Source organism: Spirulina sp. 06S082, from assembly GCF_034932145.1.
Classification (GTDB): domain Bacteria; phylum Cyanobacteriota; class Cyanobacteriia; order Cyanobacteriales; family Spirulinaceae; genus CCY15215.
Map to the genome: position 1 here is coordinate 1 of NZ_JAYGHV010000131.1, position 21,262 is coordinate 21,262.

16 protein-coding genes are annotated in these 21,262 nt (G+C 42.9%); 12 read left to right on the forward strand and 4 right to left on the reverse strand.

The window, feature by feature from the left end; genetic code table 11:
• The first annotated feature begins 132 nt into the window (after window positions 1-132).
• Window positions 133-2,316 carry a transglycosylase SLT domain-containing protein gene (locus tag VB714_RS08950; protein WP_323223274.1) on the forward strand — a complete coding sequence of 728 codons (2,184 nt, stop codon included), beginning with the start codon at window positions 133-135 and terminating at the stop codon, window positions 2,314-2,316.
• Window positions 2,317-2,323: 7 nt separating this feature from the next.
• On the opposite strand, the gene VB714_RS08955 is transcribed toward VB714_RS08950, so the two are convergent.
• The gene (locus VB714_RS08955; protein WP_323223276.1) at window positions 2,324-2,752 is read right to left on the reverse strand and encodes a response regulator; all 429 of its coding nucleotides are present in this window, start codon (window positions 2,750-2,752) and stop codon (window positions 2,324-2,326) included.
• 262 nt (window positions 2,753-3,014) lie between these two features.
• On the opposite strand from VB714_RS08955, the gene rlmN reads away from it, so the two are divergent.
• The 3 genes from rlmN to VB714_RS08970 are packed head-to-tail and all read left to right on the forward strand — an operon-like array spanning window position 3,015 to window position 6,031.
• A complete protein-coding gene (rlmN, locus tag VB714_RS08960; RefSeq protein WP_323223278.1) occupies window positions 3,015-4,088 on the forward strand; it encodes a 23S rRNA (adenine(2503)-C(2))-methyltransferase RlmN in 1,074 nt (357 codons plus the stop codon).
• The gene (locus tag VB714_RS08965) at window positions 4,085-5,161 is read left to right on the forward strand and encodes a glucose-1-phosphate thymidylyltransferase (RefSeq protein WP_323223280.1); all 1,077 of its coding nucleotides are present in this window, start codon (window positions 4,085-4,087) and stop codon (window positions 5,159-5,161) included. The genes rlmN and VB714_RS08965 overlap by 4 nt, the downstream gene beginning before the upstream one ends.
• Before the next feature lie 15 nt (window positions 5,162-5,176).
• Complete coding sequence (locus tag VB714_RS08970; RefSeq protein ID WP_323223282.1) at window positions 5,177-6,031, forward strand: glycosyltransferase family 2 protein; 855 nt, start codon at window positions 5,177-5,179, stop codon at window positions 6,029-6,031.
• Here the strand turns inward: VB714_RS08970 and VB714_RS08975 are convergent.
• Entirely contained in the window at window positions 6,023-6,895 is an 873-nt protein-coding gene (locus VB714_RS08975) for a type II toxin-antitoxin system HicA family toxin (protein WP_323223283.1), read from the reverse strand. The genes VB714_RS08970 and VB714_RS08975 overlap by 9 nt on opposite strands.
• A gap of 258 nt (window positions 6,896-7,153) precedes the next feature.
• Between VB714_RS08975 and nadA the strand changes: the two genes are divergently transcribed.
• The 8 genes from nadA (at window position 7,154) to VB714_RS09015 (ending at window position 17,612) form a co-directional block, all read left to right on the forward strand.
• Window positions 7,154-8,125: a quinolinate synthase NadA gene (nadA, locus tag VB714_RS08980; protein ID WP_416309639.1), complete on the forward strand. Its 972-nt coding sequence runs from the start codon at window positions 7,154-7,156 to the stop codon at window positions 8,123-8,125.
• Between the two features lie 199 nt (window positions 8,126-8,324).
• A complete protein-coding gene (locus tag VB714_RS08985) occupies window positions 8,325-10,010 on the forward strand; it encodes a serine/threonine protein kinase (protein ID WP_323223286.1) in 1,686 nt (561 codons plus the stop codon).
• Between the two features lie 16 nt (window positions 10,011-10,026).
• The gene (locus tag VB714_RS08990) at window positions 10,027-11,358 is read left to right on the forward strand and encodes a DnaJ domain-containing protein (RefSeq protein ID WP_323223289.1); all 1,332 of its coding nucleotides are present in this window, start codon (window positions 10,027-10,029) and stop codon (window positions 11,356-11,358) included.
• An 18-nt stretch (window positions 11,359-11,376) separates the two neighbouring features.
• Window positions 11,377-11,898: a DUF1993 domain-containing protein gene (locus VB714_RS08995; RefSeq protein WP_323223291.1), complete on the forward strand. Its 522-nt coding sequence runs from the start codon at window positions 11,377-11,379 to the stop codon at window positions 11,896-11,898.
• Between the two features lie 198 nt (window positions 11,899-12,096).
• A complete protein-coding gene (locus VB714_RS09000; protein WP_323223293.1) occupies window positions 12,097-13,338 on the forward strand; it encodes an ATP-grasp domain-containing protein in 1,242 nt (413 codons plus the stop codon).
• Between the two features lie 13 nt (window positions 13,339-13,351).
• Complete coding sequence (locus VB714_RS09005) at window positions 13,352-14,299, forward strand: hypothetical protein (protein WP_323223295.1); 948 nt, start codon at window positions 13,352-13,354, stop codon at window positions 14,297-14,299.
• Window positions 14,277-14,690 (forward strand): hypothetical protein, encoded by a 414-nt coding sequence (locus tag VB714_RS09010; RefSeq protein ID WP_323223297.1) that lies wholly within the window; start codon window positions 14,277-14,279, stop codon window positions 14,688-14,690. Before VB714_RS09005 ends, VB714_RS09010 begins: the two co-directional genes overlap by 23 nt.
• Before the next feature lie 159 nt (window positions 14,691-14,849).
• Window positions 14,850-17,612: a DUF4114 domain-containing protein gene (locus VB714_RS09015; protein WP_323223299.1), complete on the forward strand. Its 2,763-nt coding sequence runs from the start codon at window positions 14,850-14,852 to the stop codon at window positions 17,610-17,612.
• Between the two features lie 109 nt (window positions 17,613-17,721).
• Here the strand turns inward: VB714_RS09015 and VB714_RS09020 are convergent, their stop codons facing one another.
• Together VB714_RS09020 and VB714_RS09025 are read right to left on the reverse strand one after the other, a co-directional pair.
• A complete protein-coding gene (locus tag VB714_RS09020) occupies window positions 17,722-19,131 on the reverse strand; it encodes a Dyp-type peroxidase (protein ID WP_323223301.1) in 1,410 nt (469 codons plus the stop codon).
• A 93-nt stretch (window positions 19,132-19,224) separates the two neighbouring features.
• Window positions 19,225-21,234: a galactose oxidase early set domain-containing protein gene (locus VB714_RS09025; RefSeq protein WP_323223303.1), complete on the reverse strand. Its 2,010-nt coding sequence runs from the start codon at window positions 21,232-21,234 to the stop codon at window positions 19,225-19,227.
• Window positions 21,235-21,262: the final 28 nt, after the last annotated feature.

Consider the following 21,262-nt stretch of genomic DNA (forward strand, 5'->3'; position numbering starts at 1 on the left):
TTAATTAGATACAGTAATTGTCCTGTTAAAAGTGCAATACAAAAGCACCCTAATTAAACAACTCCAAGGCGGTAGCGAAACTAATATAAAGCCGTCCTATAAGGACGGGGTTTCTACCCAATTTTTCGATGAATGCAAAAAGGACGACCCATTCAAACATTCCTAACGATCAGCACGAGTATCGCGATCGCCGCCATTCTCGGTTCGGGTTTTATATTGGCACAAAAACAAGGGGTATTCGCTCCCATCGAACAGTGGATCGCTGAGAAAAATCTTCTCCCTGTGGGTAAAATTGCCCCTAAACCCGCCGATGATAGCTCTCAAGTCCTCCCCCTTGTTCTGCTTCCTTCCGAAGCCCGCACCGTCCAATTGGATGAAATTGCCTTTAGCGATCGCCCCTCCATCGAACGCAGTCGCGCCCGCTACTTACTGGCGATCGATCGCCTCGCTGAATTGGAAGGGGGTAAAGCCCTGCGCTTATTGAACGATCTTGAAGATGAATATCCTCTCCTTGCCCCCTATATCCTCCTCAAACGGGCGAGAGCTTACGAATTGACCAATGAACTCGATCGCTCGAAAACAACCCTAGAGAGCCTGATTGAAACCTATCCTGATTCCCCCGCAGTCGCTGAGGCATATTACCATTTGACCGAATACGATCCCCAATACGGCGATCGCGCCATTGCCGAATATCCCCAACACCCCCTCACCCATGAAATTGTCCGCACAGGGTTAGAGGGGAAACTCGATCAGCCCAAATTGCTGCTCTTTTTGGCCAAAAATACCCCCGATGCCCCTGGCATGACGGATATTCGCGATTACTTGGTGAAAAATTATCGCGATCGCCTCACCCCAGAAGAATGGGAGGCGATCGCCGATGGCTATTGGGAACAGTGGGAATATGGCAAGGCGGGTAGTGCTTACAGCAAAGCCCCAAACACTTCAGAAAATCTCTATCGCGCCGCCCGAGGGCGAGATTTGGGGAACAGTAAAGCTGAAGCCAAAATTAGCTATCAACAACTCGTTGACCAGTTCCCCCAGGCAGAAGAAACCGGACTCGCACTCCTCCACTTGGCGCGACTTTCCGATCCCCAAGAAGCATTACAATACCTCGATCGCACGATCCAAAATCATCGCGATCGCGCCCCGGATGCCCTCCTGGAAAAAGCAAAACTCCTCGAAAAACAGAGGAATGGCAAAGCAGCAAGTGAAGCCAAACAACTGATCCTCAATCAATATCCCCAGTCCGAGGCCGCCGCCCGCTACCGTTGGGAAACCGCGCAGAATTATGCTAAAAAAGGAGAATATATTCAAGCATGGAAATGGGCGCACCCGATTGCTGCCAACAATTCCAACAGTAATTTAGCCCCCAAAGCGTCCTTTTGGGTGGGAAAATGGGCGACTCGTCTCAACCGCCCTGAAGATGCACAAGCTGCCTATAAATACGTCCTTGCCAAACATCCTGAATCCTATTATGCTTGGCGATCTGCGGCTCTTTTGGGTTGGGATGTGGGCAGTTTTACCACCGTGCGAGATCGACAGCCGGAAGTTGTCCCACCGCCATTTCGTCCTCTCCCTCCCGCCGGATCGGAACTCTTCCAAGAACTCTATCAACTCGGTCAAGATGGGGATGCTTGGACCCTTTGGCAAGCGGAATTCGGCAACCGACAAGACCCCAGTGTTGCAGAACAATTTACGGAAGGATTATTACTACAAACCACTGGGGATTATTTGAAAGGGATTAATTTAATTTGGAGTTTAAAAGAACGAGAAAAACCAGAGGAACGGGAACAATGGTTAGCATTGCGTCAAACGCCGCAATATTGGCAAGCATTATTTCCTTTTCCCTACAATGACACCATTGTAAAATGGTCTAAGGAACATAAAATTAATCCGATGTTGGTGGTTTCTTTGATTCGCCAAGAGTCGCGTTTTGAGCCAGAAATTCGCTCTTCGGCGGGGGCAACTGGATTAATGCAAGTGATGCCGGAAACCGGAAAATGGATTGCCGAAAAGATCGCTTTGAAGGACTATTCTTTGATCGATCCAGAAGATAATATTTCTTTGGGAACGTGGTTTTTAAATTATACTCATGAAGAATATAAAAATAATTCCATGTTGGCGATCGCCAGTTATAATGCAGGTCCGGGTAATGTGAGTGGCTGGGTTAAAAAGTTTGGCTTTAACGACTCTGATGAATTTGTTGAAAAAATTCCCTTTGGCGAAACCAAAAATTATGTAGAATCTGTTTTTAGCAATTATTGGAATTACTTACGCATTTATAACCCAGAAGTATCTAAATTAATGAATAATTGATCCTCATTCAGGTTGAAGGTAACATGGTTGTGGTCAACCAAAAATCTTCAATTTTACGCACGACCTCAAATAACTGCTGAAGATTGCCGGATTTATTTAAGTAACAATTAGCGTGAAGATCGTAACTCTTTAAAATATCATCCTCTCTTTTAGAGCTTGTTAAAATGAGTACGGGAATATGTTTGAGGTTAGGATCGGCTTTAATTTCTGCCAAGACTTCATGGCCATTTTTCTTGGGTAAATTTAAGTCGAGGAGAATGATATCGGGACGAGGTACGCTGGTATAATCTCGTTCTTGTCGTAGATAAGCGATCGCTTCTACCCCATCATTGACACTCATCATTTGATGGGTTCCCCCATTTTCCTTAAAAGCCTCTTTAATAAGGCGCACATGGGCGATATTATCTTCAACTAGCAAAATATTGCGATTGGTCATCTCAATTTTTTAAAATCGGAATTGTAAATAAATGTTTCTCTCTACTTTACATGGTTTGCTTTATATTTCGCAATAGTCACAAGGGAAACAATTCACAGTTTGTATATAAGTGTAAACACTGGCGAAAAACCGATCGCAATAACAAGGGAAAACCACCGACAAATTCCCACAAGGCGATCGCGTCCCAGATATTCCCATGCTAATCCCGCCCCGATCGGTCACAATAGGAAACGATGCCGTTAGGGAGTCTGAAATTTAAGGAATGACTGTACCAGTACAAGAAAAACCCAAACAAGATAATGTTTTATTGGGACGTTCCCTAGCGCAATTGACGGAATGGGTGCGATCGCAGGGTCAACCGCCTTATCGCGGCAAGCAGCTTCATCAATGGTTATACCAAAAAGGGGCGCGATCGCTTGTTGATATTACAGTTTTCCCCAAACAGTGGCGAGAGGAACTCAAAGCGGTAAAAATTGGGCGATCGCAGATCCATCATAAAAGTATCGCCCCAGATCAAACCCGTAAATATCTCTTGCGTCTGGAAGATGATGCGATCGTAGAAACCGTCGGTATTCCTACGGAAAAACGCCTCACGGTGTGCGTTTCTTCCCAAGTTGGCTGTCCCATGACCTGCGATTTTTGCGCCACGGGAAAAGGCGAATTTCTCCGCAGTCTGAAAGCATGGGAAATTGTCGATCAGGTTTTGACAGTACAGGAGGATTTTCAACAGAGGGTTTCTAATGTCGTCTTTATGGGCATGGGAGAACCTTTATTAAACTTAGAAGAAGTGGTGGCTTCGGTCAAAACTTTGAATGAAGATGTGGGGATCGGTCAGCGATCGCTGGTTATTTCTACGGTAGGAGTTCCCCATCGCATTCGCCAACTCGCGGAACACCATTTACAAATTACTTTTGCAGTGAGTCTCCATGCACCTAACCAAAAATTAAGAACCCAATTAATTCCCAGTGCTAACCACTATTCCCTTGAAAAACTTATGGCAGATTGTCGTAAATATGTCAATATGACGGGTCGGCGAGTTACTTTTGAATATATTCTGCTTGCGGGAGTGAATGATGATCCTCAACAGGCGATCGAATTAGCAAAATTGATTCAAGGATTGCAAAGTCATGTTAATTTAATCCCCTACAATCCCATTTCTGAAGCAGATTATCAACGTCCGAATACCCACAGCATCCAACAGTTTAAACATACCCTCGAACAGTATAAAATAGCGGTTAGCATTCGCTATTCTCGCGGTTTAGAAGCGGATGCGGCCTGCGGACAACTCAGGGCTTCAACTGTTACTCCAGAACCGACACATTCGGAGGTAAAGTGAAAGCATTAATTCTCTCGGGTGGTAAAGGAACTCGCTTGCGTCCCTTAACTTATACAGGAGCAAAACAACTCGTACCTGTTGCCAATAAGCCGATTTTATGGTATGGAATTGAGGCGATCGCGGCGGCGGGAATTAACGAGATCGGTATTGTTATTAGCCCAGAAACAGGAGAAGAAGTCAAGGCAAAAACGGGAAATGGGAGTCGTTTTGGCGTTAAGATAACTTATATTCTGCAAGAAGAACCCGCAGGACTGGCTCATGCTGTTAAAGTTTCTCAAAGTTTTCTCCAGGATTCTCCTTTTGTTTTATATTTGGGGGATAATTTGATTCGCGATCGCCTACAAGAATTTCTCGCTAAGTTTCAACAACAACAATTAAATGGATTAATTTTACTACACGAAGTTAAAAATCCGAGTGCTTTTGGTGTTGCTAAGATAGACGATCGCGGTAGACTTTTACAGTTAATCGAAAAGCCGAAAGATCCACAGTCTAATTTAGCGTTAGTTGGGGTTTATTTTTTCGATCGCACTATTCATCAGGCGATCGCAGAAATTAAGTCTTCCCCGCGAGGAGAATTAGAAATTACTGACGCGATCCAAACTTTAATCGATCGACAGTATAATGTTCAAGCAATGCAATTATCGGGATGGTGGTTGGATACAGGGAAAAAAGACGATCTCCTTGAAGCAAATCACATTGTTTTAGATGATTTTCTAGAAACAAAAATTGCTGGTAATGTAGACTCAGATTCTCAGATATATGGGCGCGTTGAGGTGGGGAAAGGAACGCAATTAATTAATTGTACTATACGCGGTCCCGCGATCGTTGGCGAAAACTGTCACTTAGAAAATTGTTTTATCGGTCCTTATAGTAGCATTGCCAATGATGTTACGCTTATCGATACAGATATCGATCATAGTGTTATTTTATCCGGTGCTAAAATTGTTAATATTCACCAACGTATTGTGGATAGTTTAATTGGACAACGCGCCCAATTAATTCTGGCTTCTAAGCGCCCAAAAGCTATTCGTTTTATGATTGGAGATGATTGCAAGATTGAGTTAATGTCTTAAAATAATGGTAAAATAATGAACAAAAATATTTATTTAGTGGTTGTTAATTACAATTCAACTGATTTAGTCAAACGACTTATCAAATCTTGTTTATCTATTTCAAATGTTTTGTATCAATTTGTTATTATTAATAATTCCCCCGAAGATGATACTATTAAAACATTAGAATCCGAGAAAGTATTCATTTTAGAAACAGAGAAAAATATTGGTTTTGGCAATGGCTGTAATGTGGGTTTAAACTGGATTTGGAAGCGCGATCGCGGTGCAATTGTCTGGCTGATTAATCCCGACACAATCTTACCTAAAAATACTTTAGAACAAGTAGAACCATTCTTTTCTCAATATTCGCATATCTCTATTTTAGGTACCGTGATTTATACTCCAGAAGAAAAGATTTGGTTTGCGGGAGGAAAATTTATCCCCAGTCGTGGTGCTATTATTGAAGAAAATTTAATCGATCGCGCTTCTGAAGAACCTTATGTTATTTGTGATTGGATTAGTGGATGTAGCTTATTAATTAATTTTGAGAAGTTTTCTATTTGTCCCCAATTCGATCCGCAATATTTTCTCTATTATGAAGACTTTGATTTTTGTCAGCGCTATCGTCAAGAGGAACATCAAATTGCGATTACCGATCGCATGGCGATCGTGCATTATCCTTCCTCAATTACAAATCGCAATATCAAGAAAAAGTTAGAACATAGCACCTATAGTTACCTTTTAACTTTAAACAAATATGCCCCTCTTTCTATTTTTCTTTTTCGCTTTTTTCGCGTGTTCATTTATGGACTTATTTTATTACCCATTAAACCGCAAATTAGTTTGGGGAAATTAATGGGAATTTCTCGCTATTTGAGACAATTACGATAAACTATCGAGGAATTCATCAAGATTTACATTCCCTTGACGTAATGCACTTTTAAGAGTTGCTGGAGAAAGTTCTGATTTCAGGGGAATTGTACAATTTAGATGTCTTTTCAGAATAACATGATCCCCTGTTTGCCGATCGCGTGCAAACCCTAACTTCATCAAAGCACTAACTGCACGATCTCCAGAAATGCCTGTTAATTCAGATAGACGGATCGCATTCGATTTATTATCAATTACCTCATCATTTATAATGATATCATTCTCAGAATTATCTGATGCGATCGCCTGTTGTAAATGCCAAATCTGTGCTTTTGCAGATATTAACTCTTGAGTCAGATCATTCTTTTCTTGTAGCAAATGTTCATTTTCAGCAATAGCATAGTCGATCGTCGGAATATCTTCCCTTTGTTTTAAAACTTTTTGAGTTTGTGCTAATTCTTGCTCTAATTCTTGTTGTTGCTGTATTTGTTCGGATAATTGGACTTTATAACTGGCGATCGCACTTTCCCATTCTTGGCGATCGCCAATTAAGCGATGCTGCAACTCTAGATTATCTTGTTTTTGTTCCTGCCAAAAACTTTCCATGACGTGAAGGCGATCGCGTAATATTGTCTCATCTCGCCTTCTTTGATACTGGAAATATTCCCCTAAACTCCAAAAAGTGATACTCATTCCCAGCCAACTGACTAAAGTTGCGCTAGAAAAATGCGATCGCCTCTCTTTTCCTTCCGCGCGATCGGCTGATTGTAATGCCAGCAGTCCAAAACTACCACAGATCGCCCCGGCGATCGCCAACCGCATCAAACTAGCAGTAATAGCGCTAAAGCGAGGAATTTTCTGACTTGCACTTTGCGATTTTCTCATCGATCGGAACAAATGCAGGCTTAATGTTCTCGATATTATTATACCAGTCTCTGAGTGCTTATAAGGTGAATATTATTATACCAGTCCCTGAGTGCTTATAAGGTGAATCTATAAAAATACTAATATATAAAACACAATATCGGTTATACTCGTCATTTGAGATAAAACAGACCACTAGCTGCGTAAGTCCTATAATTAACACGTAATTAACACGCTAAAAATTACTATACAAATCACTAATCTAGGAGTCCAATGCCAATGTTTACCACCGCGATCGCCGAAAATCCCAACCATCCAGCCGCACTTCCTAACGATCTTTTTGCTGCCATTGAAGTCTTGAAAAAGGATCTTAACGCTATTGTTTTGGCACATTACTACCAAGATTCTGATATTCAAGATATTGCTGACTATATCGGCGATTCCCTCGGTTTAGCACAAAAAGCAGCCGCAACAAATGCCGATGTCATTGTCTTTGCTGGGGTTCATTTTATGGCAGAAACTGCTAAAATTCTCAACCCGAATAAACTGGTATTATTGCCAGATTTAGAGGCAGGTTGCTCTCTGGCAGATAGTTGTCCTCCTCTAGAATTTGCTGCCTTTAAAGCCGCGAATCCTGATTGTATTGTTATCTCTTATATCAATTGTACCGCCGAAATCAAGGCAATGAGCGACATTATTTGTACCAGTTCTAATGCCGTCAAAATTGTTCAGCAAATTCCCGAAGATCGCCCCATTATTTTTGCTCCCGACAAAAATTTAGGGCGCTATGTCATGGAACAAACTGGACGGAATCTGCTGTTATGGCAAGGAAGTTGTATCGTTCACGAAACATTCTCTGAGAAAAAGATTGTACAGTTAAAAATAGAACATCCAGAAGCCGAATTTATCGCCCATCCCGAATGCGAACCGCAAGTATTGAAACACGCGAGTTACATTGGTTCGACTACAGCCCTTTTAAAATATACCCAAAATAATGAGAGTAAAAAATACATTGTGGCAACGGAACCGGGTATTATTCACCAAATGAAAAAAGCAACACCTGCAAAAGAATATATTCCTGCACCCGCAATGAACAATTGTGCTTGTAATGAATGCCCTCATATGCGCTTAAATACTTTGGAAAAACTCTATTTGGCGATGAAAAATAAAACCCCAGAAATCATTTTGCCCCCAGAAATTCAAGCAGCCGCATTGAAGCCCATACAAAAAATGCTAGAATTATCGGCCTGATTGCAGGAGAACCACATTGCCCGAACCCCTATCCCCTAGTAAATTCCGCAGAAGCGCGAGTGTATTAGATATTGCTATTTTAATTCTTAAAAGTGCGGCGGACATTATCGCCTCTGAACTTCTCCCATTGATTTATAGATGTGAAGAATGCAGTTAAAGTATTAAAATTAATAACGAATTATCGCGATCGCGCTATCTCATGCTAGGCCAGATTCTCAACGAACGCTATCAAATTATCTCTATTTTAGGATCGGGAGGATTCGGCCGAACTTATTTGGCACGAGATACCCACCATACCGATAAGATTCTTTGTACGGTCAAGCAACTGCAACCCGCAAGTCGAGATCCCCAAGCTATGGCGATCGCCCAACAGTTGTTTTCCCAAGCAGCAGAAACATTAGAACAGTTGGGAACCCATCCTCAAATTCCCCGTTTGTTGAGTTATTTTGAAGCCTCGGGGGATTTTTTTGCGGTGCAAGATTATGTAGAAGGTTATCCTTTCAGTAAAGAAATTATTGCCGGCGATCGCTGGAGTGAAAGTCAAGTTTTCGAGTTTCTGCGAGAAATTTTACCCCTCTTGGATTTTATTCACAGCCAAGGGGTGATTCATCGCGACATTAAACCCGATAATATTCTCCGTCGTCAGCAGGATAATAAGTTAGTGTTGGTGGATTTTGGCAGTCTTAAACAAATTTACCTGCAAAAAACCTTGCCCGCCAATACCGTCGAAACTGTGGCCATTGGGACCCCTGGTTATATGGCGATCGAACAACGTCAAGGACATTATTACTTAAGTAGCGATATTTATTCCCTTGGCGCGATCGCGATCCAAGCCTTAATTGGGTTTCATCCTCAATTTTTTCAGTACGATACCCAAACCGGAGAAATTATCTGGCCGAAAAATATCTGTAGTCCCGCTTTTGCTGCTGTCCTCAGTCGCATGGTAGCCTATCGGTTTCAAGATCGCTATCAGTCTGCCCGAGAAGTCCTCAAAACCATCGAACAAATTCAGATTCCGCGATCGCATACGGAACTCCCTCCCATCGCCCCAGTTTCTCGTTATCAACTGCCTCTTAATAGTGAGGCGATCGCCAGCAATAGTTCGCCGACACCTATCCTCCGTCGCCGACGGGTCAAAAAACCGCCCAAATCTCAGAAACGTCAGGAAAAAGCGCAAAATTCCCTCGGGATTTTTATCTTATTGGCATTTTTAGTCACTGTTATGTTTTCCTTTTCTTTTGTTGTCACCCTCGCTGTACGAAAATCTCCTCAATCTTCCGTGACGAGGAAAACAGGTCCTTCCCAGAATAAAAAAGCAGCGAATGTCCTAGAAACCTCTGCTACAGATAAGATTCCGACTAATTCTTGTACTGTCCAATCAGAATTTGGACTCAATATTCGCACTCGACCAAATGGAGAAAAAATTGGTGGTATGGTACGAGGAGAACGGGCTATTTTGACCGGACTTGAAGATGGGAATTGGGTTGAAATTAGCAATCCCATTCAAGGTTGGGTGTCTAAAAATTATTTACAATGTGCGTCTCCTTCCTTTATTGAACGTGCTTCATCTCCTGCTAAAATTACGGGGAATGAAGGAGAAGATATTTTACAAGCTGCATTTTCCCTCATGGAAACAGGAGATTTACAAGGGGCGATCGCCCTCGCTGAAGAGATTCAAACCAATAGTTCTGCTTATCGCGATGCACAAAATGCGATTATTCAATGGAGGATCGTTAAAGAACGTTATGAAGCCATGCAGCAAGCTAAAAAATCGAAGCGTTGGGAGGATATTATTGCCGATCTTAAGGCTAATGGTTTACCGGAGAGTGACTACTGGCGAAATGAATTTACTGAGTTAGGAAAACAAGCAAAGTTGCGTCGTTAATCGTAGGGGTTTGGAAATGGTAGACCGATCGGATCGGGGGTTTGGAGGGTTTGGAGACCAAACCCCTACCTACTATGAAATTTTAAATGTTTTTCCAAACGCTACCTCGAAGGAAATAAAAACAGCGTTTCGTCGTCTTGCCCGTCTCTATCATCCCGATTTTAATCCCAACAATTCCGAGGCTTCCGAACAATTTAAACAGATTCTTGCAGCTTATGAAGTTCTCTGCGATCGCCAACAAAGACAAAACTACGATCGCCAATTAGGTGTACCCCCAGAAGCCGAAAAGAAGCAACAGGAAAGTGAATGGGATTTTTATCTACAAGGGATTGAAAAAGCCATTCAAAAGGATTATCAAGGGGCGATCGCCAGCTACAATCAAGCCATTAATTTAAGTCCTCGTTTTCTGGAAGCATATCTCAAACGAGGAGAAATTTATTATACTTTAAAAGACGATCGCTTGGTTCTAGGAAATTGTCGGCAAATCTTACAATTTTTCCCGAATTGTGCGGAGGCTTATTATTATCAAGGGCGATCGCGGTATCGTTTGGGTTACATCCAATCCTCTATTGAATCCTACGATCGCGCCATTAGTTGCGATCCTCATTTTGCAACGGCTTATTATTATCGCGGTGTCGCAAATCGCGATTTACAGGAACATTTTACCGCAGAACGAGATTTAGAACAAGCCGCAATATTATTCCAAGAACAAGGCGATCGCAGTGGTTATCAATTAGCACAAGAGACTCTATCTCGCCTCGATGAAAAAGATTATCAAGGGGAATTTAACCAGGAACTTTCTGAAATTCAGCACCTTATTTTGGCAGCTTGGGAGATTATTATTAATCCCAGTCAGGGTGGAATTAATGCTTATAGTAACTTGCCCGCGAGAGAAGCGATCGCCCTCAGTTTTTTCTGTGCGGCGATCGCCAATATTGCCTTTCTGGTGGGGATTGATTGGGGCTGGCAAAAATTGCTGGGATTATCGAGTTTTCCTTTAATTTTTGTGGGTATTATCCCTTTTATCAGTTTAGCACTATTTGGGTTTCTTCTCCGTTTTTTCTTTCGCATTCCCGGTGATTTTGTCGCAGATATTTTTGTTGCGGGAATAACTTTAATTCCCCTGGGATTCTTGGCCGTAATGAGCGGAATTGCAACTCATTTTGGAGGGGAAGTGATGGTAATTCTCACCTTATTTACCAGTTCTCATCTGATTTTGACCCTTTATCACGGCATGGTTAAAATTAGCGGTTTTCCAGAGGCGATCGCGGCTTGGTGCGTTCCTGTGTTATTATTAAGCAGTGGTTGGCTAACTTTTGTCGGTTTTCAATTATTAAATTTAATCTGAGTTCGGGAATTGTATGATATGGACAAGCAGAAAATCACGGCATTACAAAATATCTTTAGTTCTAGACTTGATACATTAAGCCACCTCTTAGAGGTAGCGGAGACTCATTTCGCAAACGATGTAGAGTCCCTATTACAACGCCGTATAGCCCCCGATATGCTTCCTTTTGGCACGCAAATCGCCTTTACTTGCGATCAGCCCCATAACTTTACATTGTGGTGCCGAGGACAGTCAACAAAGAACTTGAATCCAAACATCGCCTCTTTAACTGAGGCTAGAAACCTCATCTCAGCCACGCAAGATCTGTTGGCAAGTATAAATATTACTGATGCTAAACTTTCAGAGACCAAGCGACTTGAACTTGGTCAAGGACTCTATCTAGAATTATCTGGACTCTCCTATGTCGATGATTTTCTGATCCCCAATTTTTATTTCCATCTAACCACAGCCTATGACATTATGCGTATGGCAGGAGCGCCAATCGGTAAACGCGATTTTATGAGGCATTTAGCACCTTTAGCCGAATCTTCGATTCGATAGGGGACGGCGCTTTTAAAGGGCGGAATTTGTGACCCCCACAGCACCTCATGAATCGGATAAAAATTTGGTTCGATGCCCAAATTTTTATGTAGCTCATTTTTGCTTTTCACAGAATATATTGTTAGAATATCTCTAAAGTAGAGAACAAATAACTGATAAAAATGCTGCAAGCAGTCAAGTTGCCTTTTAAATTGTTCAATGGATTTACTCGAGTATCAAGCCAAAGCCTTATTTCGTGAAGTTGGCATTCCCGTCCTTCCTTCTCAATTGATTGATGACCCCAGAGAAATCAAGCAATTACAAGTGCCTTATCCCGTCGTTTTGAAGTCCCAAGTGCGGACAGGGGGACGAGGAAAAGCAGGAGGAATTCGCTTTGTGGAGAATACCATTGATGCGATCGCGGCGGCACAAACTATTTTACATCTCCCGATCGCCGGAGAATATCCCCAATTACTTTTAGCGGAAGCACGCTACCAAGCGCAAACGGAATTATTTTTAGCCGTCACCTTTGACTATCGCTTGCAGCGTTTGGTTTTACTGGGATCGAAGCGAGGAGGAATGGATGTCGAGGCTTTATTATCTGGGATGCAAAAAGTAGTCGTAGAAGATGATTTTTCCTCATTTTATGCCAGGCGGTTAGCGGTGAAAATTGGCTTGCAAGGGAAACAAGTTTCCCCGGTGAGTGACATTGTTGAGAAAATGTATGGGTTGGCAATTCTTAAAGATTTGGACAGCATTGAAATTAATCCTTTGGCGATCGCGGAAAATGGCGAAATTATGGCTTTAGATGGCAAAGTGACGGTGAACGATCGCGCCGCTATTTATCACCCCGATCTCTTCGATTTGGCACAATTGCGGGAAAATGGCGATAATCGCTCTACGATCGCGACGCGGCGACCCTTAACATGGCAGAATCCTCAAGGAAATATCGGCATTCTTTGCGATGGGGAAGGGGTAGCGGCGACGATTTGGGATTTACTCTGTCAGCAGAAGCAACAACCGAGAAATTGTCAAATAATTGGGGCAAAAACCTACGGAAAATTCTTTTCTGAGTCTCACCTCGAAGATGAACTCGAACGGGGTTTAGAAGCGTTGTTAGCAGCGCCAGAGACGGAATATATTTTCCTTGATATCCTTTGGGAAGAGAATAGAATGAAAATTATCGAAGCGGCGATCGCTTCGGTCTTAGACTTTTCCCCTCGTCCGATCTCGAAACCAGGGGGAGACGATCGCAACGAACGCCCAACGGCGGCACAGTCTCGTCAACAGAGACGTTCTCCTCGTCCTCAACAAAGTTTAAAATCTTACAAAACCCCCCCTAAAATTGTCGTTTATCTGCGCGGGGGGGACAGTGAGGCGATGAATTCTCAGCCCAAACAACTCCCGATCCAGTGGACTAATAATGCCGAAGAAGCACTCTTATTAATGAAAAATGAATAATGAACAATTATCAATGAACAATTGGCAATCGCGAAAGATTTTAGTCCAAGGAATTACTGAACCCTTGGCGATTCATGCTGTTGCCAAAATGAAGGATTATGGAACAAATATTGTGGCCGGAGTGGGCATTGGACGAGGAGGAGAGGAGATTGCAGGCGTACCCGTTTTCGATTTGGTGGAGGAGGCGATCGCGAAAGTTGAGGTGGTTTATATGTCAATTATTTTTGTTCCTCCCAATCAAATTCTCGATGCTGTTTTAGAGGCGATGGCGGCCAATATTCCCCGCCTTATTTTAGTCACGAATCATATTCCTCCTTTAGATATGATGCGCTTATTTCGCAAGGCAAAAGCGAACAAAACTGTAGTTTTAGGTGGAGGAAGTGCCGGGATAATTGTTCCGGAAAGAGTTTTGTTGGGCATCTGTGAAGCCCGTTGTTATACTCCTGGTAATGTTGCCCTGATCGGTCGCGGTACGGGTTTGCTGGATGAAGTGGCCTGGGAATTGACTCAGGGGGGGATCGGTCAGTCGATCGCGATCGATCTGGGCAATGGTGAGGCGATCGGATCGGGGTTTTCTGACTGGTTAACCCTGTTAGCAAAGGATCGCAAAACCAAGGCGATCGCCTTACTTGAATCGGCGATGATGGGAAATGAGGAAGCCGCAGATTTAATTCCTCCTCATTTTAAAAAACCTATTTTCGTTTATGTTTCTGGGCGTTTTGTGCCAATTCAACCTTTTTCTCAAGACACAACCAAACTCATTCTCTCTCAATGTTCGACTTCTTTTGCTCACGGAAGTACAGCAGAAGCGAAATTAGCTGCTTGCGATCGCGCCGGAATTCCTGTTGCAAATTCTCCTTCCCACCTTGCGAAATTACTCCAAGAAACCTTGAAGTCAGAAGTCAAAAGAAAACAAAAACCCGTTTTGACTTCTAATCATGAAAGCACAACACTCTCTTAGTTTTGGTTGGTTATTGGCGGCCTTGATTTATGGTGCAACTTTAGTTAGTATTGGTTTTCTCGCTTATACCAATAGCTTGCCGGGATATTTGGGTTATATTCCTTATCACGATCTTTTCGGTCATTTTATTCTGTACGGAATTGCTAGTTATTTAGGCGATCGCGTTCTTCTGGGCAGAAAATTAACGATAATAGGTTATCGAATCCCTTTATTTGCACTTATTTTTGGTATCATTACCGTTGTTGAAGAATATATTCAATCTTTCTCTCCTTATCGCACATTTAGTTGGCTGGATATGACTGCTAGTTTATTAGGATTACTCGTGGGTTATTGGTTTGCAAAGCGAGAATTGCATCGACTGGAAAAAAGAAATATAAAAAGCGAAGGATAGATTCCTAGTGAGTGATTGATTTTTTCCTCCATCCCCAAACGATCGCCTTATTGCCGCGATCGCACCGCATAAAGTCGCAATTGTTACAACTATTCGTTATGATTCAATGAAAAATACTATACTGAGTGGGTGAATGGTGTCACCCCTCTTTTTGAAATTATGAGCATCGTTACCAATCTAAACGATAGCGGAGTCGGGAGTTTAAGAGCGGCGATCGCCTCGGCTAATGCAGGAGAAACAATTAGCTTCGATCCGTCCCTCGCAGGGGGGACAATTTCCCTAAGTAGTTCCCTAACTCTAAATCAAAACCTCACGATCGATGCCTCTAGTGCTGCGGGAATTACCCTCAATGGCAACAATAGCACGCGCATTATCGCCATTGGTGGAACTGGACTCAATGTTACGATTAAAGATTTAATCTTCCGCAATGGTCGTGCTATTCAAGATAGCGGACAAGGAGGCGCGATCGCCACCAGCAATGGAACTCAACTCACGGTGGAAAATAGCCAGTTTTTTGACAATGTTGCTACGGGAGAAGGAGGAGGTGCAATTTGGACAGGATACCAAAGTACAACGACGATTCTCAATAGTACATTTGATGGCAATCAGGCGATCGATAATAATTCCGAACGCGCTGGTGGTGCGATCGCAGGAGCCAGCGAGGGTAATTTAACGGTTCGAGATAGCTTATTTAACAATAATCAAGGGGCTACCGGGGGAGCAATTAACTCTCTATTGGGAGGGTTGAGGGTCGAAAACTCTGTCTTTACCAATAACCAATCCACAGGAAATACTTCTCCGGTCCGAGAGGGAGGAAATGGCGGTGCGATTTATACCGATGGGGCATCAGCAACGACTAACGCGAGTACCCAAGGCACCATTACTATCAGTAATAGTCGTTTTGATAATAATCAAGGGTTCGGACAAGGAGGAGGACTTTTTCTCTTTGCCTATGATGGCGATACAGTGACGGTGGAAAATAGCACCATTGTTAATAACACAATTAAAGTAAAAAATAGCACTTCGGAAGCCCTGGGAGGCGGTTTGCGTTTTGGGGGAGGTGCGAGTTTAACCGTTAGCAATACTACTTTTTTAAAGAATCACTCAGCACTACAAGGAGGAGGAATGTGGACGGGGGAAAATTCTCCGTTTACGATTTTTAATAGTGTTTTTTGTGAAAATGAGGCAATTTCTGCCAATTCCAGCCCTGGACTGGGGGGCGGTTTACTGGTGACGGGGAATCCGATCGCAAACATCACTCAAACTACAATAGCGGGTAATATTGCTAGTTTTCAAGGTGGCGGCTTTTGGGGAGGAGGGACGGGACTCACCCTAACCGATTCCTTGGTCGCAAATAATGAAGGACAAACCGGATTTAATCTGTTTCACCAAACGGGAACTCAATTTAGTGATGGTGGTGGCAACTTTCAATCTCTTGCTCCCAATCCCAATGATACTAAAGTTACGGCAGGAGTGACCCTCCTCGACCCTCAATTGGGAACTTGTTCGGATAATGGCACTGCAATGCAAAACCCCCCAGAACCGGGTAATTCGGCGGTGACAGGAGGAGCGATCGCCGGAACGCCAGTGCTGGGAACTGTGCCAAATATGCCAGCTAATTTAATAGCAACGGAAGAAGGAGGACAAATCAAACTCACTTGGCAAGATAATAGTAATAATGAGACAGGATTTTTGTTAGAACGCTCTCAAGATCAAAATAGTTGGGGAATTATTGCCAATGTTGCCACGAATTTGACCCAATATCTCGATACCAGTTTAACGACAAATGGGACTTATTATTATCGTCTTCGGGCAGTTAATGGGGTGGGACAATCGCAATTGGCCACCAGTAATGCGATCGCCTTTAATGGTAAAAATACTTCTACGGGTTCTAATCCTAATTCCCAACAACAGCAGGGAAATTCTCAACAACATTCTCAACAACAAGGTATTTTTCCAGTGCAGAACTCTTCTTCTCAGTCTGGAGTTTTTCAGTTAGGAAAATCTGCTAATCCTGTTAATCTGCAAATTAATTTACAAACCAATGCTACTCAGCAAGTCCATGAATTAGGTGTATTTGTTGTTGATGACGAACAAGGGCGAGTAAATGGATTAAAACCAGGAGATTCTGGCTATTTTAATGCAGCCTTGTCCAAAGCACAAATTATTTTTTCAGCCCTGCCGCAAAATACATTCCCTCAATTTAATTATACCCGCAATTTATCATTTTCCGGAGGGGAACAATTAGCTTTCTTTTTAATCCGCGATCGCACCACAGAACAAGTTCTCGCGGATGGAGATTTTTCGCCGATTCTCTATTCAATTCAATCAACTCAAACATTCTCATCGGGTGATGGGTTTATTCTCGCTTGGGAAGATGGCTCAGGAAATGCCGATTTTCAAGATTTACAGGTGCGAATTGGAACAACTTCCGGGAGTGTTTCTCTCACGACAACCTTTCAAGGAAAACAGCAAGGAGAAGCGATCGATTTACGCAGTTTTACTGGAATAGTTGCCGCCGAATTTATAACTGCAAGTTTGGCAAATTATCAAAACTCCTGCGGATTTTATCTCGTAGACGATCCTCTGACGGGAGAAGTTAATGGTGTCTTACCAGGAGAGGAAAATTATGCTCAAACTGCGGTTCAACAGTCTCTCAATTTGAATGCAGGACTTCCGGGAGGAGGCGTAGTCGTACCCTTTTTGATTGCCAATGGTACAGTAGAAGAATTCTTAAGGGATAACCCCGATAATTCCCCGATAATTAATCTTATTGCTTATTTCCCCTATTTAGAAGCTAATCCCGATGGCATCGATCACGTTCGTTTATTGGGAGATAATCTTTTTGGTTTTGAAGACTTATATGGAGGAGGCGATCGCGATTACAATGACTGGGTGGTTCAGGTGACAGTGAATGTTTAGAATAGGCGATCGCCTATCTTTTTAATTTTCAGGAAATGCGATCGTAAAGAATCGAGAAGCAATGCGATCGCAATCTTTTGAGTAGTTTTATCAGAGAAGTGGAGATAAATTAAAGAGAAGTCATATTAGCCAAACAGCTAATACTGGGAGCAAAGAAATATTCCCCCCCCTTCACCTTCATCCACAACTTAAAAGGACGATTTTCTGTAGCTTCTTTCCCCCATTCTTTCGTCCAATTTTGACTTCCTGGGGGCGAAATAACGGGATCTGGACCCACATCGACCTGCACGAACTTGGGTTGATTTGCCCAAGCTGACTGTATGAAATTGAATTGATTTTCAATTGTGGCTTGGAAGCATAAGAAGAGCAAACCCGATCCCGTTTCCGGTTCGTGGTTTATATCATTATCCCCGTAACTGATACCACGACGGGCAATACGATGACCTAATTCAGTTTCAAGAGCCTGTTCTGCATTGGGTGCAGATTCAACTCGTCCCGTATCACCACGAGGGTTTGTTTTGCGGATATGGGCGTGAAACGGGCATTTCATTGCCTTCGTATCTTCATCAAAATTGAAGTTATTGGTAGGAGTCACTGCATGGGAAGGAACGTCAGCCATCGTGAGAGGTGTCCCATCCTTGAAACGTCCCATCGTAGAGGCTCCCACGAACTCGGGTTCAACTTTCAACTCTTTCGCTAAGGAAGCAACATTCTCGTTCCAACCTTTCACGTTTTGTTCGAGTTTGCGGTACACCAAATAACTGCCGTAACTGTCTTCTTTTTGACCGTTGCGATCTTTTTCCACAACAATACTTAAAGGCGCTCTCGGATCCCACTGGCTAAAATTACAATTGTTCACCCGCGATCGCACGATATCCCGCTTTAGAAATAACGGTTGGCTGATCCCATCCACAAAGCCAAAATGTTCAATGATTTGACCTTCGCTATTTCTGAGAATAAAGCCATCTTCGCGATGAACGATTGTGGCAACTGTTCGCAAATCTTGGGTCATTTGATTAACCCCTTGTAACAAATCCACCACATCATCATCGGCCATGATAATTAAAGCATGGAGGGTTTGCTGATAACCCGTTTCCCACTCCTCCACCGGCGGATCTCCGAGCAAATTTTTCACGGCTTCGTTTTTCATGCCAAAGCGAAAAGGCTCATCTTTTGGCATTTTAAAGGGCTTAACACCAAAATATTTATACCCATCTTTGGACAAAAAGAAATTGGCAAATAAACCTCCATTCACGCCTTCTTTGCGATAACGAGCAGATTCATCAAATTGTTGTTGTGCCGATTTGATGTAATTTTTAGCAAAATTTTCAACCCATTCTTTCGCCGAGTCAACTTTGTCTGCGTGAAATTCTAGGAATAAATGCACGCTATGATCTCGTCCGTGACCTCGGAGAATATTCCCTTGCAAATCTTCCAGTAAATCTGCATATTTTCCTGGATTTTCTGGATCGATACCGTTTTCTAAAACTACACTCAAATCTTCTTCGGTCAGTGCCATTTTTCAACTCCTTTATGGTTGGATTTTTTGAGGATATGGGGTAGAGGCAAATACACTACCCCAATCATGATTTATACCAATCGAAAATTGGTATTACGCGGTTAGTTGTACGATTTTGGCGACGGAAGGTTTACCAATTTCATTGACGTAGAACATCATGTAATATCCAGGGGGATATAAATTAGCATTATCCGGTGTTGTAAAGTTGATGCGGAATTTTTGCGGATTTTTGCGAGGGATGACTTTATTGATTGCTAAATCTGCCAATCGCTGTCCGTAATCGAAAGAGTGAGTGAGAGTACCCAATTTCACCAGAACTAAAGAGCCATTTTCGTCAGCATTTTTCACAATAATGCGATCTTGACTGCCATAGTGTAAGACCTCTGGCGCTTTTTTAATCGCAGGCCGCTTTCCAGGTTTGAAAAGATAGGGCGGACTAAAAATTTCTGTCTGCCAAATTTCTGCTGGGATGAAAGGTAAGGGGTCGAGAGTGCCGTTACTATCCTCTTTACTTAAGTAATAGGCTTGGGGATCTGCATAATAGTCGTCGATATTAAAATCAACACAGTTTTCCCTTGCTCGATCGCACACTTTTTCGACCACTTTATAATATTCCGAGGGATTGGGAATAACATTGGGATAAACTGTACCATCGCGAGAGTGACCGGCTCGACTAGGATTGCCACCCACAACAATAACCCTTGCGTCCGGTAACAAAATAGCACCATTGTGATAGAGCCTCGGCAACCGTCCGGGGTTCATGTCTGTGGTCTTATATCCTCCCGGTGCGTCGGGGTCGGGGGTCATCAGTACAGGTTCGTAAATGGGAGCGTATTCGCCATATTCACCGCCGTTGATAACAAGAATCTCTTTGCTGGGCAAAATCACCGCTTCATTCATGGCACGGGGCTTGTCGAGGAAGTCTTCGACGATTTCCCATTCTCCATTTTTCTTGCCGCTTGCTTCTGGGGCGATCCACCGTTCTAAACTGCGAGCAATACTGATGCCGTTTGCTTCAAGTTCTTTGTTCCGTGCGTCTTGGTAAGGACGACCATAGTTAATGTCATTTGTACCGATTATACCGCCAATGAGCAAAATATCGTCGGAGTTGGGATCGTCCAGGGCAGTACCGTAAACCCGCGAGATGACATCGCGATCGGGACCGACCTCAAAACTTATTTCCGCTTTGCCGTTAGCTTGTTCTTCAATGGAGAGGAGGTAAGATTTTTTGCTTATATGAGTTTCTAGGGGAAAGTGTCCGGCACCATCTCCCGTAATCAATAAGCGACCGTCTGGGGTGGGCAAAATGCGAGGATAAAGATCGATATAATCAAAACCATCGTTAACTTCAATGTTAAAAGGACTATCTTCGTAGTCTCTTAAGTCAAAAAATTGAAATGATTCGGTTTCTGGGTCGTAAAGTTCCATTGTGGGGGAAACTTGACCTGGTTTTCCGAACTTCAAACCGGAGAAAATGGCAATTTTACCACTGGCAAGAGTGACGAGACTGGGATACCAGCGACCCTCACGCATTAAACCAACGGTACTCCATTCGTTGGTTTTCCAGTCGAACACATTACTCTGCTTTGAGCCTTCAAAGTTCTCTCCTGGATAGTAGCGCCCGCTACCACTAATAATTAAAACATTGCCATTCGCAAGATGAATGTGACCGGAACAAAAAGGATCGTTACTAAATCCGTTTTGTTCGGCGGGAGGAGAATCGATACGTTCGTATTCTTCGGTGATGGGGTCGAATAGGGTGGTGTTATTAATGGCATCATAGTTCGCTGTGTTTACACCATCCTCAAATTTATAGCCATCTTCTGTTTTTTCAAGGGTGTTGCGATTGCTACTGCCATTGACCATCAAGATTTTGCCATTGGGCAACAAGCTGGTATGAACAGATTGCATCCGATCTTCAGGGTTGGGAGGTAATGGAACGAGATGCCAGTCCCCCATTTCTTCTTTTGGACCTGTTGGATTGTAGTCCGCCGCGATCGCGTTTCCACTGCCATACAATACTAGGGTAAAAGCAAAAAGAAGTGCGATCGTGAGAGAAAATATTCGCCTCGGTCGAAGCGCGAAAGTTTTTTCGATTGTCATTGGTTTTTACAAGTTTTGAAAATCAATT